This is a genomic window from Streptomyces sp. NPDC059668 (genome assembly GCF_042734135.1).
Lineage (GTDB): Bacteria > Actinomycetota > Actinomycetes > Streptomycetales > Streptomycetaceae > Streptomyces.
This window is the reverse complement of the sequence record NZ_JBHWEL010000089.1, coordinates 503-15,734: the sequence shown is the minus strand read 5'-3', so window position 1 is coordinate 15,734 and position 15,232 is coordinate 503. Positions and strand designations below refer to the sequence as shown.

Sequence of the window (15,232 nt, the reverse complement as noted above, 5' to 3'; positions counted from 1 at the left end):
GCGGCCGCGCCCCCCGCCGCGCCGCGCGGCGCCGCCCCCCCGCGGCCATGGGCGGAGCAGGGTGTGCGGGCGCGGAACCACCCCCGCCGGGACGGGGACGACGGGTTCCGCCCGAGGCGACCCGGGCCGCCGGCCCCGCCAGGGCTGACACGGTCGGCTCCACGCGCTCGGGCCGTCATGGCGAGGGCCCCTCGGGTCGGGCCTCGTGGGCCTCGGCGGCCGGTGGCCCTGTCGCTACGTCGTCGCCCCCAGCAGCGTGCCCAGTTCGCCCCGGACGCGGGCGGCGGCGCCGACCGGGACGGCGTCGGAGGCCAAGGCGGCCCGGACCAGGCGGACGGGGTGACCGCTGACCGGGGGGTCGGCGGCGAGGGCGGACAGGATGAAGGGTTCCAGCAGGGACCAGGCGCGGCTGACGCCACCGCCGAGCACCACCGTGGTGATGTCGGCGACACCCGCCGTGATCACGATCGCACGGGCGATGCCCTCCCCCGCGGCGCGGTACACCGCGAGAGCGTCGTCGTCGCCTCGGACAGCGGCCTCGGCGACCTCACGGGCGGTGCGGCGCCGACCGGTGCGGTCGGCGTAACGAGCGCCTATGGAGCGGCCGGAGGCCAGCGTCTCCAGGTGGCCGCGGCCGCCGCACGAGCAGGGCAGGTCTCCGAAGCCGGGGATGTGCCCGATCTCGCCGGCCGCGCCGTGCGGACCCGCGTACAGGGCGCCGTTGGTCCACAGGGCGCCGCCGACGCCGGTCCCGAGGGTCATGCCGAGCACGTCGGCCTCGCCGCGCACCGCCCCGCCGCAGACCTCCCCGTAGAGGAAGGCGTTGACGTCATTGTCCAGGTAGGCCGGCACGCCCAGGGCGTCCTCGACGGCGGCGGTGACCGCGAAGCCGGCCCAACCGCGGAAGGAGTCGCTCGCGACCAGGATGCGGCCGTTCGCGGAGTCCACGACCCCGGCGGCGCCGACACCGGCGCCCACCAGGTGGCCAGGGGTACGGGCCAGCAGCGGGGCGAGCGCGTCGAGCGCGGCGCCGACCATGGCGCGGCCGCCCTCTCGCGCCGGGGTGGCTGCCTCCGCGCGGTCGAGGACCGTGAGGTCGTCGGAGCAGACCACCACCTGGGTGGTGGTGCCGCCGATGTCGATGCCGGCGAACAGCGGCCGGAGGGGGGTGGGCATGGCCGGGTCCCGCGGGGTGTCGGTGGTGTGGGGGGAGGGAAGGGGGCCGGTCACGTCTGGGCCTCCGTACGGCCGGCCGCGAGGGTGGCCAGGCGCTCGGCCCTGCGGCCGCGCTGTATCACCGGGTCGGGCACCGGTACGGCGGCCAGCAGACGGCGGGTGTAGTCCGTCTCGGGATGCAACAGGGTCGTCCCGGTGGAGCCCTGCTCCTCGATCCGGCCGGCGCGCATCACGACGACGCGCTGGGCGAAGTGCTGCACCACGGCGAGGTCGTGGGAGACGAACAGGCAGGAGAAGCCCAGTTCGCCCTGGAGTTCGGTGATCACCTCCAGGACCGCTTCCTGCACGCTCACGTCGAGCGCGCTGGTGGGTTCGTCCGCGACCAGCAGCCTGGGTTCGAGCACCAGGGCCCGGGCCAGGCTGACCCGCTGGCGCTGTCCGCCGGACAGTTCACGGGGCGTGCGCCGGGCGACCTCGCGTGGCAGCCGGACCTGGTCGAGGACGGCGGCGACCTTGGCTTGGCGGTCCTTGGCGGACAGGTCGCGACGGTGTATCCGGAGCGGTTCGGCGACGCACTCGCCGATGGTCATCCGGGCGTCGAGGGAGGCCACCGGGTCCTGGAGGACGACACCGATGCCGGCCCGTAGCGCGCGGCGGGCCCGGGCGCGGGTGCGGCCGAGGTCGGCGCCGAACAGGGAGACGGTGCCGGAAGCGGGCGGGATCAGGCCGAGTGCGACACGGGCGGCGGTCGACTTGCCGGAGCCGGATTCGCCGACCAGGCCCAGGGTCTCCGCCGCACCGACTCGGAACGACACTCCGTCGAGGGCGTGCACGGCGGTCCTGCCGCGGCCGAACACCACGCTGATGTCGCGCAGTTCGACCACGGGTTCGTCCTCGGGGTCGGCAGACCCGGCAGACCCGGCGGCCGCGGCGGACTGTTCGGACGCCGGGCCCAGGGTGGAGGCGGGCGCAGTCGTGGCGGGCCGGCCGCTCCCGTCCGCGGCCTCGGCGACGGACAGACGGGGCACGGCGGCCAGCAGACGCCGGGTGTAGTCGTGCGCGGGGCGCAGCAGGACGTCCTCGACCGCCCCGGTCTCCACGATCTGCCCGTCGTACATGACGGCGACCCGGTCCGCGAAGTCGGCGACGACGCCCATGTTGTGGGTGACGAGCAGCACGCCGGTGCCGGTCTCGGCGGCGAGGCGGCGCAGCAGGTCGAGGATCTCGGCCTGCACGGTCACGTCGAGGGCGGTGGTCGGCTCGTCGGCGATGAGCAGTCTGGGCTCGTTGGCGATGGCCATGGCGATGACGACCCGCTGGCGCTGTCCGCCGGAGAGCTGGAACGGGTAGGCGCGGGCGCGCTTCTCCGGTTCGGGGATGCCGACCCGGCGGAGCAGGTCGACGGCCTCGGCGGCGGCGTCCCTGGAGGTCACCTCGCGATGGTTGCGGATCACCTCGGCGATCTGCTTCCCGACGCGGGTGAGCGGGTCGAGCGCGGTGGCCGGCTCCTGGAACACCATGGAGACGGTCCTGCCGCGCAGCGCCACGAGGCCGTTCTCCGAGGCGCCGACGATCTGGGTGCCGTCGATGACGGCGCTGCCGGTGGCGCGGGCGTTCCCGGTGAGCAGGCCCATCGCGGCGAGCGCGATCGTCGACTTGCCGGAGCCGGACTCGCCGACGAGGGCCAGCGTCTCGCCCGGTCGGACCTGGAGGGAGACGCCCCTGACCGCGGGTACCTCGCCGGTCTCGGATGTGAAGACGACGCCGAGGTCGTCGAGTTCGAGGATCGGGCCGGGTGCTGCGGTGCGGGCGGGGGAGCCCTTGGTGGTGGCGGTCATCCGCGTCCCCTCACATCGAATGCGTCGCGGAGTCCGTCCCCGATCGCGTTGAACGCCCACACCACCAGGATGATGGCCAGGCCGGGCGGCAGGATGAGCCACCAGTAGCCGGAGTAGGCGGCGGTGAGACCGGCGGAGAGCATGCCGCCCCAGTCGGTCTGCGGCGGCCGGACTCCCATGCCCAGGTAGGAGACGTACGCGACCAGCAGGATGGCGTCGGCGACCTGGAAGGTCGCGGCGACGATGACGGTCGAGACCGAGTTCGGCAGGATGTGCCGCAGGATCGCCCGGGCGTGTGTGCCGCCGATGGCGCGCAGGGTGAGGACGTAGTCCCGGTTCTTCAGGGTCAGTGTCTCGGCGCGGACCAGCCGGGACGGCACCAGCCAGGACACCAGGCCCAGGATGAGGACGAGGCCGCTGAGACCCGGCGTGGTGATGGCGGAGACCACGAGCAGGATGAACAGCGCGGGGATCGCGATGCCGGCGTCGACGATCCGCATCATCACGGCGTCGATCCAGCCGCCCGCGTAACCGGCGGCGGCGCCCCACAGTGTGCCGATGCAGGTGGCGAGGACGCCCGCGGCGAGGCCGACGATCAGCGAGACCTTGCCGCCGTACATGAGCCGGCCCAGCTCGTCGTGGCCGACGGCGTCGGTGCCGAGCCAGTGGGAGCCGCTGGGGGCGAGGTTGACCTGCTGGAGCAGGGTGTGGGTCTGGTCGGTGGAGTACACCAGCGGGCCGGCGAAGCAGAACAGGAAGAAGAGGACCACGACGGCCAGTCCGACGACGGCCAGCCTGTTGCGCAGGAAGCGGCGGACGGCGAGACGGGTGCTGGTGGCCTCGTGCGGAGCGGCGGCCTTCGCCGGGGCCGTGTCCGGCTGGATGACGGCGCTCATGCCCGGCCTGCCTTCACTCGGGGGTCGATGATCCGCTGGACGATGTCGGCGAGCAGGGTGCCGGTGACGGTGGCGACGGCGATCACCAGGACGCAGCCCAGGAGGACCGGGTAGTCGGAGGACTGCGCCGCCGTCCAGAACAGCAGCCCCATGCCGGGGTAGTTGAAGAGCTGCTCGACGACCAGGGCACCGCCGAAGAGCACCGGGATGTAGTAGCCGAGCATGGCCACCACGGGCGTCAGCGAGTTGCGGAACACGTGCCGGCCCAGGATCGCCCGGGAACGGGAGCCGCCCGCCCTGGCGGTGCGGACGTAGTCCTCGGAGAGGTTCTCCAGGGTGGCCGCCCGCATGTACCGGCTGAACACCGCGACCATGGAGGCCGCGCCCGCGACGACCGGCAGCACCAGTGCCTGCGGGTCGGAGAACACCTGGCCCAGGGTCTCCCCCTGGGGAGCCTGCGAGGGGAACCACGCCAGCTGCTGGCTGAAGACCAGCACCAGGATGAGCCCGAGGAAGTACACGGGCGTGGAGTAGGCGATGAAGCTCAGCGTGGTGATGATGTAGTCCGTGGCCTTGTTGCGGCGCACGGCCTGCCACATCCCCAGCGGTATCGCGAGGACGAGACCCACGAGAGCCGACAGCAGGGTGAGGACCAGGGTCTTCGGCAGCCGTTCGCCGATGAGCTGGGAGACCGGCTCGTTGAGGGTGTACGAGGTCCCGAGGTCCCCGCGCAGCAACTGCCCGAGGTAGTGGAAGTACTGCACGGGCAGGGACTTGTCCAGGCCCTGTTCGTGGTTGAACCGGGCGATCTGCTGCGCGGTGGCCTGGGGCCCGAGGATCCCGCGCGCGGGGCCGCCGGGAAGCGCGTGCAACAGGCCGAAGACGACGATCGTCACGATGACGATCACCGCGACGGCCTGGAGGACGCGTCTGATCAGGTACGAGGAAGTACTCATGTGTTTTCCGGTCGCTTCGTCTCTGTGGCGCGTGCGGGCGTCACCTGGACAGGGGCGTCATCGCGACGTGGGTGTCGGCGTGGCGCGGGTGCGCGAGGGGTGTGCGCGGGCTTCGGGCGGCCGGCCCGGGGGCCGGATGCCGTCGGCCCGCGCGGGCACCGACCGGGCTTACTTGGTCCACTTCCACATGGCGGGGTGGAAGTTGGCGAGGGAGTCCTGGGCGAAGCCGCCGAGGCCGTTCTTCACCACGGAGATCTGGTAGTCGGGCTCCGGCAGCCAGATCACCGGGAGGTCCTTGGCGAGTGCGGCGCTGTACTTCTGCACCGCCTCGTTCGAGGAGGAGGTGGTGGTCTCGGTGATCAGCTTGTCGACGTCGGCGTTGGAGTAGCTGCCGAAGTTGGAGCCGCCGCCGGAGGCGAAGAGCGAGTCACCGCTGGGGTAGGCGGGGAAGTACCAGCTGCCCGCGGTGCCGAAGAAGGACAGCTGCCACGAGCAGCCCGAGTCGCCGGACTTGCACTGACCGGCCTGCGACAGCACGGAGTTGACCGGTGCGGTCTTGATGCCGAACTTGATGCCGGTCTTCGCGAACGACGACTGGAGCGCGCTCATCATGTTGTCGGTCACGGTCGAGCCGGACTGGGACAGCACCTGCATCTCGAACTTGGTGCCCTTGTCGACGCCCGCTCCGCACTGGTTGTCACCGGTGCCGGGGGCGTTGCACACCATGGTGCCGCCCTTCTCCGTCCAACCGTGGTCGGTGAGCAGCTTCTTGGCCCCCGCGGTGTCGAAGGGGTACGGGTTGTTCTTCTGGTCGGCCGAGACGAAGGACGACTCCTGGCCCTGCGGGATCGGCCCGTAGGTGGACACGGCGCTGCCGTTGAAGACCACCTTGGAGAGAGTGGCCTGGTCCACCGACTTCTGGATCGCCTGGCGGGCGTACAGCTGCTTGAACACCGGGCCCATGGCCGGGTTGTTGAAGTTGTACGGCATGTAGGTGATCGCCCAGCCGCTCCACGGCTTCACCGAGTAGCCCTTGGCCTTGAAGGACGATTCCTGGCCCAGGTCCGTGGCGTTGATGTAGCCGTAGTCGACGGTGCCGGCGCGGAGGGCGTTCTCCTCGGCGTCGGTGGTGGTGAAGGGCAGCAGGTTGACGTTCTTGATGTTGGCCTTGCCACCGCCGTCGTACTTCGCGTTGGCGGTCAGTTCGACCCTGCCCGCGGTGGAGAACGACTTGATGGTGTACGGGCCGCTGACCGTCTTCCACAGCGGGTCGCTCGCGTAGCCGGAGATCTTCTTGGCGGCGTTGTTGAGGTACGTCCAGACCTGCTTGGCGCCCGCGGCGGTGTGGTCCAGGTCGGAGACGGTGCCCGAGTCGCTGGTCTTGTCCCAGACGTGCTGCGGGATCGGGCGGATCATGCTCAGCTCGTTGGCGAGCATCCACTCCTGGTTGTAGGCCTTGTCGAAGGTGATCGTGAAGTGCGTGTCGTCGATCGTCTTGAAGGAGGCCCAGTTGTCCGGCGCCTTGCCCGGGCTGTAGCTGGCCCAGTCCGCCTTGTCGGCCTTGACCAGGTTGAACCAGAACTCCACGTCGCGCGACGTGATCGGCTTGCCGTCGCTCCAGTGACGCTGGTCGAGGGTGATCGTCACGCTCTTGCTGTCCGGGGCGAACTGCGCTTCGGTGGCGAGGGAGTTGTCCTTGTTCCAGCCGACCTTGCCGGTGGAGCCGTCGTAAGCGATCAGGGGCTCCCAGGCGGCCTGGGATATGGAGGAGTTGTTGGTGTTCAGGTGCGCGGCGGTGCCGATCGGGAGGATCCAGTTCGGCGTGAAGTTCGCAGGGAGGGCGTAGTTGATCGTGTCCGACGAGGCCGAACCGGAGGACGAGGTGCCGCCGCCGGAACAGCCGGTGACCAGCGCGCCGGTGACGACGGCGGCGCCCGCGACGATGGCCCAGCGGCGGCCGGCGGCCGTGTGATCAAGGAACATGACTCTCCTCAGACTGAAAGGACCCGCAAACGTCATGGGAGGACCCAGAACCGGCGCCGCGGGATCGGCGCTGTGTATGGCGACAGTCAACGACGGACCTGCCGAACAAACAAACAAGAATTAATAACAAGTAAGTTACTGCGATCTTGACGAAAGTCTGACGCACTCGATTCAGGCGCCTTTAACGGCCGGTCTGTGCCGGTTTGGGCGTAATTCACTTCGCATCGACGCCCTCCGCTTTCTTCGCGAAGCCGTTCCCCGCCGGGGGCATCGGGCGTACTGTCTCCGGCACACCCAACACTGCGGAAGTTACTTCGTACATGACTGAAATAAGTGCTCGGGACCGCAAGGGCACCAAGGGCGTGTCCCCGAAGGGCACCGCGTCGAAGAGCGCGACCCTCGCCACGCGGGTCCTCGAACTCGTCGCATCAGGACAGGCGTCGTCCCGCGCCGAACTCGCGCAGCTCCTGGGCGCGGCCCCCTCGACCATCTCCCTCACCGTGGCCGAGCTGGTCGAGCGCGGGCTCATCGCCGAGGAGGGCACCCAGTCCTCGACCGGAGGCCGCCCCCGCAGGGTGCTCAGGGCGGGCAGCACCGACGAGTACGCCGTCGCCGCCGACGTCGGCGGCCGGCACGCCCGGATCGGCGTGGTGCTCCCGGGCAGCGGTGTCCGCGACGTCGCGAACGTCCCCTTCGAGATCGCCGACGGGCCCGAGGCCGCCCTGCCGAGACTCGCCGAGCACCTGGAGTCCCTCGCCGCGCAGCGTGGACGCGACCGGCTCCGAGGCGTCGGGCTCTCCCTGCCGGGACCGGTGGACGTGGCCGCAGGCGCCGTGGTCCTGCCCTCCCGGATGCCCGGCTGGAACCGTTTTCCGGTGGCCGCCTGGCTGGAGGAACGTTTCGGGGTTCCGGCCGTCGTCGACAACGACGCCAACTGCATGGCGGTCGGCGAGCAGAGCGTCAGGCCCGCAGAGCACCGGCGGACGATCACGGTGAAGATCGGCTCGGCGATAGGCGCCGGCGTCATCATCGACGGGCACCTCTACCGGGGTGCCACCGGAGCCGCCGGCGACATCACCCACATCCGTATCGACGGCGGCGCCGACATCCCCTGCTCCTGCGGCAACACCGGCTGTCTGGAGACCGTGGCGTCCGGCGCCGCGCTCGTCCGCATCCTGCGCGAACGCGGTCTGGACGTCACCAGCACCGAGGACGTCGTCCAGCTCGCCACCGACGCGGACCCGGAAGCCACCCGCGCCGTCCGCAGGGCCGGCGAGCACCTCGGCCAGGTGCTCGCCGCCAACGTCAACTTCTTCAACCCGGACGCCGTCTATCTGGGCGGCATCCTCTCCACCCTCGAACCGTTCGTCGCCGCGGTGCGCAGCCGACTCTACGACAGCTGCCACCCACTGGTGACCGAACACCTCACCATCGAGCGGGCCGTCCTCGGCGCCGACGCGGGACTGGCCGGAGTCGGGCTCTTCGCCCTGCAGCGCGCCCTGGCCCGTGCTCTGGGCGATGCCGGCGGCACCGGCACGGACCGGTTCCACTCCCTCACGCCCCCGAGGAGTGGCTGATGCCGCTCACCACGTCCCGCCCCGGGTGAACTCCCGTCCCGGGCACCGCCCGACGACGCCGAAGCCGTGCGGCGACCGATGCCGTGCGGCAGCCGATGCCGTCCGACAACGGGAGCCGTCCGACAGCCGGCCCCTCCCGGGAACGAAGTCCTGAAGGAAGCGAAGAAAGTCCGGAGCCCGGGACCCGCCCGTGGCCGGAGACCGGATTCCGGGCAGCAGTCCGAGGCCCGCGGAAGGAATACCCGTACCGCTCGCATCACCCGTACCGCCCGCACCACCCACCCCGCACGAGGAGCCATGACGCACACCCGCACCGCCGTCGCCCGCCCGGTCATCGCCGTCGCCGGCCTCGGCATCGAGTCCTCGACCTTCTCTCCCGCCCGCACCGACGCGCCGGCCTTCCATCCTTCGCGCGGTGCCGGCGTGTTCGACCGGTACCCCTTCCTCGCCCCGGGCGAGGACCTGCGCGAAGCCGCCGAATGGCACGGCGCCCTGGTCGGCAAGTCGCTGCCCGGCGGCACCGTCACCGCCGCGGCGTGGACCGCGCTCACCGACGAACTCGTCGAACGGCTCGCCGCGCTGCCCCCGCTGGACGGTCTCTGGTACGACATCCACGGCGCCATGACCGTGGAGGGGATCGACGACGCCGAGGCGGTGCTGCTGGAGCGCATCCGCGCCACCCTCGGCCCGGACGTGATCGTCTCCACCTCGATGGACCTGCACGGCAACGTCTCGCGCGAACTCGCCCACCGCAGCGACCTGATCACCTGCTACCGGATGGCCCCGCACGAGGACCACATGGAGACCAAGGAGCGCGCCGTGCGCAACCTGGTCGAGCTGCTGGTCTCCGGCAGCCCCCGCCCGGTCAAGGCCTGGGTGCCCGTCCCCGTGCTGCTGGCCGGGGAGCAGACCTCCACCCGGATCGAACCCGCGAAGAGCGTGTACGCGGCGGTCGACGGGGTCGAGGCCACCGACGGCGTGACGGACGTCGCCATCTGGGTCGGCTACGCCTGGGCGGACGAACCCCGCAACCGCGCCGTCGTGGTCGTCACCGGCGACGACACGGCGGCGGTCTCGGCCGGAGCCGAACACCTCGCGCGGGGTTTCTGGGACGCCCGCCACGACTTCGACTTCGTCGCCCCGACCGGCACCTACGACGAACTCCTCGACGAGGCCCTCGCCTCCGACCAGCGGCCGTACTTCATCAGCGACACCGGCGACAACCCCACCGCGGGCGGCGCCGGGGACGTCACCTGGGGCCTGACCCGGTTGCTGGAGCGCCCCGAGTTCCAGAAGGAGGACGGGCCGACCGTCATCTACGCCTCGGTGCCCGCCCCCGCCGCGATCGAGACCGCCGTCGCCGCCGGCGTCGGCGCCACCGTCACCGTCACGGCGGGCGCGGAGGTCGACGACCGGCACGCCGGCCCCGTCACCCTCACCGGCGTGGTCCACGCGATCCGGCACGGCGACCGGGACGCCGAGACCGAGGCCGTCATCCGCGTCGGCAGCGTGTACGCCATTCTCACCAGGCTGCGCAAGCCGTACCACCACGAGCACGACTTCACCGACCTCGACCTCGCCCCCCGCTCCGCCGACATCGTGATCGTCAAGATCGGCTACCTGGAGCCCGAACTGTTCGACATGTCGGTCGGCTGGAAGATGGCCCTCACCCCCGGCGGCGTCGACCAGGACCTGGTACGCCTCGGCCACCGCCGCATCCGCCGTCCGATGTTCCCCTTCGACCGCGACATGGCCACCCCGGACCTGACGGCCCGTATCATCCCGGCTTCCGACCAGCCGCTCACCGGGAACGACGAATGAGCGAGCGCGCCTCCCGGCCGCTCGCCCCCGCCCGGACCGGCGACGCGAGCCCGGCGTCCGCACCCGCGGCCGTCGGTGAGGTGCCCGGACGAACGCAGCCCGCCCCGGCCGGACCGGTACGGCGGCCCGCACTGGAGATCGCCGTCACCTCACCGGCCGGCGCCCGGGTCGCCCTCGACCACGGAGCCGATCGCGTCGAACTCTGCACCGGTCTCGAACTGGGCGGTCTGACCCCGTCGGCCGCCCTGGTCGAGGCGGTCGCCGCCGTAGGCCTGCCGGTTCAGGTCCTGATCCGCTGCCGACCGGGCGACTTCGTGCACGACGCCGAGGAGACCGCCCTGATGGTCGCCGAGGTGCGGTCGGTGATCGCCTCCGGAGCCTCCGGCGTGGTGGTCGGCGCGCTCACCGCGGACGGCACCCTCGACACCGCCGCCGTCGCCCGCCTTGCCGCGGCGGCCCACGAAACGGGCCGCCCTGTCGAGGTGACGCTGCACCGCGCGATCGACCTGTCCGCGGACCCGGTCGCCGCCGCCGCGCTGCTGCCCGCCCTTGGGCTCACCCGGGTGCTCACCTCCGGCGGGGCCCCGGCTGCCGGGCAGGGGCTGGCCCGTCTCACCGCCATGGTCGAAGCCGCGCCCGGTGTGCAGGTGATGGCGGGCGGCGGGGTACGCACCGCCGACATCCCGGCGTTGACCGCCGCCGGTGTCGCCGCCGTCCACCTCTCGGCGAAGCGACGCGCAGAGCCCCGGCGCGGGGCCGCGTGGATCCCCCTCGGCGCCTCCAGCGCGTCCGCCGAGCAGGACACCCACTTCGTCACCGACCCGGCCGTGGTCGCCGAGGCGAGGAGGATGCTGGAGGCGCGGACGACAGGCTGAGCGCCGTGGGCTCCCCGGCCGTTTCCCCCCTCGGGGAGCCCGTGGTCCACCTGGTACCGCGGACTCCCGGCAAGGACGTCGTCCCCGGAACGCGCGGGCGTCGGAGGCGAGCCCCCGCCGCGACCCCCATGGGTACGCAACGGCCGTGGTCCGGCCCGAACTCCCGTTCCTGCTTCGCTCACGCCCCCGGGGCCCGGCCCTCCGGACCGTGCGAACGGCAGGGGTGGCGGAGGGGAGCGAACGGAGAACCGTGCGGAGCGACTCCGCTCCGGCCCGTTAGACTCGTCGACAGGCTGACACTCGCCCCGACAGGAAGTTCCGGCGGTGCCCAACACCCTGCAGGAAATGATCAAGCGCAAGCTGGACCAGAACGGCTGGTCCTACAGCGACGTGGCGCGCCGTGGTGGCATCTCCCGCTCGACGGTCCACCACCTGGCCACCTCGGTGCGGCTGGCGCAGCTGCCGCAGCAGACGACCTTGGAGGGTCTGGCCAAGGGGTTGGGTGTACCGGTGGGCCCGGTGCAGCGGGCCGCCGCCGAGGCCGCGGGCGTCAACCTGTACTTCGAGAACGCCCCCGAGACCACGGATCCCGAGGTGGAGATCCTGATCGCGAGCGTGCACAAGCTGACTCCGAAGGACCGGCGTCATGTGGCGGTGCTCATAGAGTCGTTGCTCCAGGAGGAGCAGTCGGAATAGGGCAAGTGCGCGGGCGGTGAAGGCGGTTGACTGTGAGCGGCCGACGGGGGCACAGAGGCCGTCACGCCATGTCGGGCGCAGAGTGAGGTCACGGCGGTCCGCCGTGTCGACGGCCGGCCCGAATGCACCGCGAACGGAGGCGGTCCTCCCCGTCGCGGTGCGTCGCGGCTGACGGCGGGTGTCGATGCGCGGGGGATCGCGGAACACCCCTCAGCCGTCACCCGGCCTTCCTGCCACGGCGATCCACGTGACGATCGTCTGGACCGTGACGCGGTCGAGTTCGGCGACGTCGAAGACGGCCCGTACGTCGCCGACCTCCAGCGCGACTCCGGCCGCGTCGAGAGCGGCGTACAGAAGCAGTCGGTGCGTGTGGCCCGCGGCGGGAACGGTGGCCGTGCGGGGAGCGGCGTCACCTGCGAGGGGTGGGGTGGAGTGCATGCGTCCGAACCGTTTCTGGGAGGGCGGGGCCGACCGGACGGCCCGGGACCGCGAAGGGAGTTCGCGGCCCCGGACGGCCGAGCCGGCTAGCGGACGTGGCGATGCATCGTCACCGTCGGGTTGAAATCGGCCAGGGGGTCGTTGCCGGCGCCCCGAGGAGCGCGTGCCGCCTCCCGGTCCAGAACGGCCTTGACCTGGTGGGCGAGCTCGTCGGCGTACTGCCTGATCCGGTCGACGGGCAGGCTCGACGACCGCAGAGCCGCGGCACGTCGGTCGAGGCGGGCGAGTTCGTCCCGGGCCTGCCCACTCAGGGTGAACGCCCGCGGAGTGGCGACCACGAACTGGTAGGAGCCGGCGAACGTCTCGCAGCCGGCACAGTGCTCGTTGAGCGCGCGGCTGATGTTGGTGGTGTTGATGAGTCGGGCGTTGCGACCCGAGGTGGTGACGATCTGGAAGGACAGGGCGATCGAGCGGCACGGGGCGTGCGGAGAGCACCCGACCGACTCCGCGGTGGCACGGTTGTTGGCCGTCACCGCGATGGACGGACCGTACTCGTGGATCCTGAAGGTCTCGTCGAACTGATGCACATGGGTGCGGTCGGCTCGGCTGTGTGCCAGGTCCACGGCGGTCGCGACGTCATGGGAGATGCCTGTTCCGCTGGTGGCGTACGCGGTGCTGGTCGTCATGGCGAGACCGGCGCCGGCGGCCATGCTGAGGCTCACGGCCGTCCTGGCGACGCCGGTGGTGTGCGGCTTGCGGTGATTCATGTACCTCTCCTGGGATGGTGCGGTGACCCTGGGTCAGGACGGGTCGGGGTTCGTCGGCGTCGGTGCGGGAGTCGACGGTGAGGCCGTCACGGAGGGCGGCGCGGAGGACGAGGGCGCCGACGCCGTCGGACTGGTGGAGGGTGTGGCCGTGGAGGGGGTGCCCGATGGGGTGACGCGGGTGGGGGAGGGGGATGCCGTGGTGCGCTCGGTGGGCGGCGGCGGTGTTCCGGGGTGGGTGGTGGTGCCGGTGGTCGGCGACGCCGGTGTCACGACGGTGCTCGGGCCGACGCGCGGAACGGTGGTGCCTGGGCGCCTGAGCGGATGTGCGTCCAGCGACGGCGATGCGGCCGGACCGACGGCGGGCGGTGGGGAGGGTACGCCTTCCGTGGCCCCGGTCCGTGGGACTCCCGGCTGTAGCAGCGGTGCCACCGGCGCCGAGCGGGGAAGCGGCTCGGGCGTCATGCCCTGCCACCAGGCGGCGGCGAGAGCGCAGGCCCCGACGCAGCTCGCGGCGCCCAGGGCGAGCCGCAGCCTCGGTTTGCCCCGGGTCGCCTGGAGGGTCGCCCGGACCAGTCGCACGAGCACCCTCCCGATGAGGTAGGCGCCGCCGGCCATGGGGCATGCGAGCATCAGGGCCCCGATGACGCCGACGGTGCCCGCGGCCGGATGGCCCGCTCCGAAGGCCTCGACCGTGCCGAGCAACTGGTCGACGAGGCCGCGGAGAGCGGTGGTGATGAGCCGTGGGAGATTCCACAGTGCGTAGGCCGCCTCGGCGATCAGCAGCGGGATCATCGTCAACACCCAGGAGGTGACGATGGTGCGTGCCGAGCGCTTGAGCCCCACGGTCTCGGCGGGTGCGCGGCCGGGGAGCAGGCTCAGCAGGATCGGTTTGACCTTGCCGTACAGGTCGGGGACGCCGGCCAGGTCGCCGAGGACGTAGTAGCCGTCGAGCCGCAGCGCAGGCATCAGCTGTTCGAGGATCTCGAAGTGGGCGAGGTAGACGGACGCCAGGAAGAACGGCTGACCGGTGAGCAGATAACAGGCGGCGAGGACGAGCATGAAGACGGCGTTGAAGTAGACGCCGCCCAGGCCGGTGCGCAGCCGCCCTCCCCTGTTGATCCGGTAGACGTCGGTGACGTCGGTGTAGAGCGCCGGCCAGATCAGGTAGATGCCGCATCCGATCTTCCCCGGGACGGCGCCGCTGTACTTGCAGGCGGAGGCGTGACCGAATTCGTGGAAGAGCATCGAGGCGACGGTGAGCAGGAACACCGCGAGCATCCACAGCGGTTGCTCCAGCACCTGCAACAGGGGGGTCATGGCCCCGTGGATCGCGAAGAGCCAGATGTCGACGGCCGCGGTGCCGGTGAGCGCCAGAGCCACGATCCACGGCCGGTGCAGCCAGCTCAGTGCCGAGGCGATACGGGCCACCCGCGCCTCATGGAAGATCACCCGGTGCCCGCGCAGGGACAGCAGGAGATCGGAGGTGGGCGCGTCGTCGCAGTCCTGGGGGAGCTGCCCCAGGGGAACGGTCACTCCCAGTGGGCTGAGCCTGTTGTCGACGAGATACGCGATGTTCTCCGCCGTGACCTCGGCACCGTACCGGCCGCAGACACGATGGGAGATGGTCTCCGTGTCGCGGGTGCCGTCGATGGAGCTGACGACGAGGTAGAGCAGACGGGACAGCAGGAGTACCTGGCCGTCGCCTCGGCGGACGACATATCTGCGGTCGGTGAAACCGGAGCCCTGGTATTCGCCGAGGGTCTTCAGGCCGCGGGTGAGATGGGGAACGGCCGGGGCCACCACCGACGTGAGGACGCCGGTCGTCCCGTTGTGCGGCGTGGCGCTGGACGACTCCGGGAAGCGTACGGTCCCGGTGGTCGTGGCGGGCGGGGCGTCACCGGGGACCGAGCGAGTTCTCGTTCGGCTCTGCGGGATGCCGTGTTCTGCGGGCGGCGTCATCTGTTCTCCACGGCGCGACTGGCGCTTGGGCGTGTACCTGGCTTTTGTCGGCCCCTCCTCGGGGCGTGGGAGAGGCGGTGAAGAGCCTCGGCACCGAACGTCCCGTGACACGCCGATGACGGCGGTGCTCGGGCGGCGTTGCGGGGCGGGGCGGGGGGACCCCCCCCCCCACCGGAACGGGGGGCAGGGGGGGGCGGTTTGGCGGGGTAGCCCGGGGCTGCGCGGCCGCGAGCGGGGGGAACTGGGTTAA

General features: G+C 71.6%; 12 protein-coding genes. 4 read left to right on the top strand and 8 right to left on the bottom strand.

Annotation, left to right across the window (positions count from 1 at the left end; genetic code table 11):
* Positions 1 to 234 precede the first annotated feature (234 nt).
* From ACFV2J_RS37305 to ACFV2J_RS37285, 5 genes are all read right to left on the bottom strand, one after another.
* On the bottom strand, positions 235 to 1,176 hold the full coding sequence (locus ACFV2J_RS37305) for an ROK family protein (protein WP_385092249.1): 942 nt from the start codon (positions 1,174 to 1,176) through the stop codon (positions 235 to 237).
* 50 nt (positions 1,177 to 1,226) lie between these two features.
* On the bottom strand, positions 1,227 to 3,014 hold the full coding sequence (locus ACFV2J_RS37300; protein WP_385092231.1) for a dipeptide ABC transporter ATP-binding protein: 1,788 nt from the start codon (positions 3,012 to 3,014) through the stop codon (positions 1,227 to 1,229).
* On the bottom strand, positions 3,011 to 3,910 hold the full coding sequence (locus ACFV2J_RS37295; RefSeq protein ID WP_385092234.1) for an ABC transporter permease: 900 nt from the start codon (positions 3,908 to 3,910) through the stop codon (positions 3,011 to 3,013). Before ACFV2J_RS37295 ends, ACFV2J_RS37300 begins: the two co-directional genes overlap by 4 nt.
* Positions 3,907 to 4,866 (bottom strand): ABC transporter permease, encoded by a 960-nt coding sequence (locus ACFV2J_RS37290; protein ID WP_385092237.1) that lies wholly within the window; start codon positions 4,864 to 4,866, stop codon positions 3,907 to 3,909. Before ACFV2J_RS37290 ends, ACFV2J_RS37295 begins: the two co-directional genes overlap by 4 nt.
* 168 nt (positions 4,867 to 5,034) lie before the next feature.
* On the bottom strand, positions 5,035 to 6,849 hold the full coding sequence (locus tag ACFV2J_RS37285) for a peptide ABC transporter substrate-binding protein (RefSeq protein ID WP_385092240.1): 1,815 nt from the start codon (positions 6,847 to 6,849) through the stop codon (positions 5,035 to 5,037).
* 320 nt (positions 6,850 to 7,169) lie between these two features.
* Between ACFV2J_RS37285 and ACFV2J_RS37280 the strand changes: the two genes are divergently transcribed.
* The 4 genes from ACFV2J_RS37280 (at position 7,170) to ACFV2J_RS37265 (ending at position 11,818) form a co-directional block, all read left to right on the top strand.
* Positions 7,170 to 8,426: an ROK family protein gene (locus tag ACFV2J_RS37280; protein WP_385442908.1), complete on the top strand. Its 1,257-nt coding sequence runs from the start codon at positions 7,170 to 7,172 to the stop codon at positions 8,424 to 8,426.
* Between the two features lie 297 nt (positions 8,427 to 8,723).
* Positions 8,724 to 10,247, top strand: coding sequence for a M81 family metallopeptidase (locus tag ACFV2J_RS37275; protein ID WP_385442905.1), 1,524 nt, complete (start codon positions 8,724 to 8,726; stop codon positions 10,245 to 10,247).
* Positions 10,244 to 11,122, top strand: coding sequence for a copper homeostasis protein CutC (locus tag ACFV2J_RS37270; RefSeq protein ID WP_385094006.1), 879 nt, complete (start codon positions 10,244 to 10,246; stop codon positions 11,120 to 11,122). Before ACFV2J_RS37275 ends, ACFV2J_RS37270 begins: the two co-directional genes overlap by 4 nt.
* Positions 11,123 to 11,467: 345 nt before the next feature.
* Positions 11,468 to 11,818: a helix-turn-helix domain-containing protein gene (locus tag ACFV2J_RS37265; protein WP_385094009.1), complete on the top strand. Its 351-nt coding sequence runs from the start codon at positions 11,468 to 11,470 to the stop codon at positions 11,816 to 11,818.
* Between the two features lie 210 nt (positions 11,819 to 12,028).
* On the opposite strand, the gene ACFV2J_RS37260 is transcribed toward ACFV2J_RS37265, so the two are convergent.
* From ACFV2J_RS37260 to ACFV2J_RS37250, 3 genes are all read right to left on the bottom strand, one after another.
* The gene (locus ACFV2J_RS37260; RefSeq protein ID WP_385097126.1) at positions 12,029 to 12,256 is read right to left on the bottom strand and encodes a hypothetical protein; all 228 of its coding nucleotides are present in this window, start codon (positions 12,254 to 12,256) and stop codon (positions 12,029 to 12,031) included.
* An 86-nt stretch (positions 12,257 to 12,342) separates the two neighbouring features.
* Positions 12,343 to 13,023 (bottom strand): hypothetical protein, encoded by a 681-nt coding sequence (locus tag ACFV2J_RS37255; protein WP_385097129.1) that lies wholly within the window; start codon positions 13,021 to 13,023, stop codon positions 12,343 to 12,345.
* 33 nt (positions 13,024 to 13,056) lie between these two features.
* Positions 13,057 to 14,982 carry a hypothetical protein gene (locus ACFV2J_RS37250; RefSeq protein ID WP_385097131.1) on the bottom strand — a complete coding sequence of 642 codons (1,926 nt, stop codon included), beginning with the start codon at positions 14,980 to 14,982 and terminating at the stop codon, positions 13,057 to 13,059.
* Positions 14,983 to 15,232 lie beyond the last annotated feature (250 nt).

Excerpts from the sequence above, each read along its gene's own strand:
- ACFV2J_RS37285 (WP_385092240.1), bottom strand. The coding sequence starts at position 6,849 with ATGTTCCTTGATCACACGGCCGCCGGCCGCCGCTGGGCCATCGTCGCG.
- ACFV2J_RS37300 (WP_385092231.1), bottom strand. The coding sequence starts at position 3,014 with ATGACCGCCACCACCAAGGGCTCCCCCGCCCGCACCGCAGCACCCGGC.
- ACFV2J_RS37275 (WP_385442905.1), top strand. The coding sequence starts at position 8,724 with ATGACGCACACCCGCACCGCCGTCGCCCGCCCGGTCATCGCCGTCGCC.
- ACFV2J_RS37295 (WP_385092234.1), bottom strand. The coding sequence starts at position 3,910 with ATGAGCGCCGTCATCCAGCCGGACACGGCCCCGGCGAAGGCCGCCGCT.
- ACFV2J_RS37305 (WP_385092249.1), bottom strand. The coding sequence starts at position 1,176 with ATGCCCACCCCCCTCCGGCCGCTGTTCGCCGGCATCGACATCGGCGGC.
- ACFV2J_RS37265 (WP_385094009.1), top strand. The coding sequence starts at position 11,468 with ATGATCAAGCGCAAGCTGGACCAGAACGGCTGGTCCTACAGCGACGTG.
- ACFV2J_RS37260 (WP_385097126.1), bottom strand. The coding sequence starts at position 12,256 with ATGCACTCCACCCCACCCCTCGCAGGTGACGCCGCTCCCCGCACGGCC.
- ACFV2J_RS37290 (WP_385092237.1), bottom strand. The coding sequence starts at position 4,866 with ATGAGTACTTCCTCGTACCTGATCAGACGCGTCCTCCAGGCCGTCGCG.
- ACFV2J_RS37280 (WP_385442908.1), top strand. The coding sequence starts at position 7,170 with ATGACTGAAATAAGTGCTCGGGACCGCAAGGGCACCAAGGGCGTGTCC.
- ACFV2J_RS37250 (WP_385097131.1), bottom strand. The coding sequence starts at position 14,982 with ATGACGCCGCCCGCAGAACACGGCATCCCGCAGAGCCGAACGAGAACT.
- ACFV2J_RS37270 (WP_385094006.1), top strand. The coding sequence starts at position 10,244 with ATGAGCGAGCGCGCCTCCCGGCCGCTCGCCCCCGCCCGGACCGGCGAC.
- ACFV2J_RS37255 (WP_385097129.1), bottom strand. The coding sequence starts at position 13,023 with ATGAATCACCGCAAGCCGCACACCACCGGCGTCGCCAGGACGGCCGTG.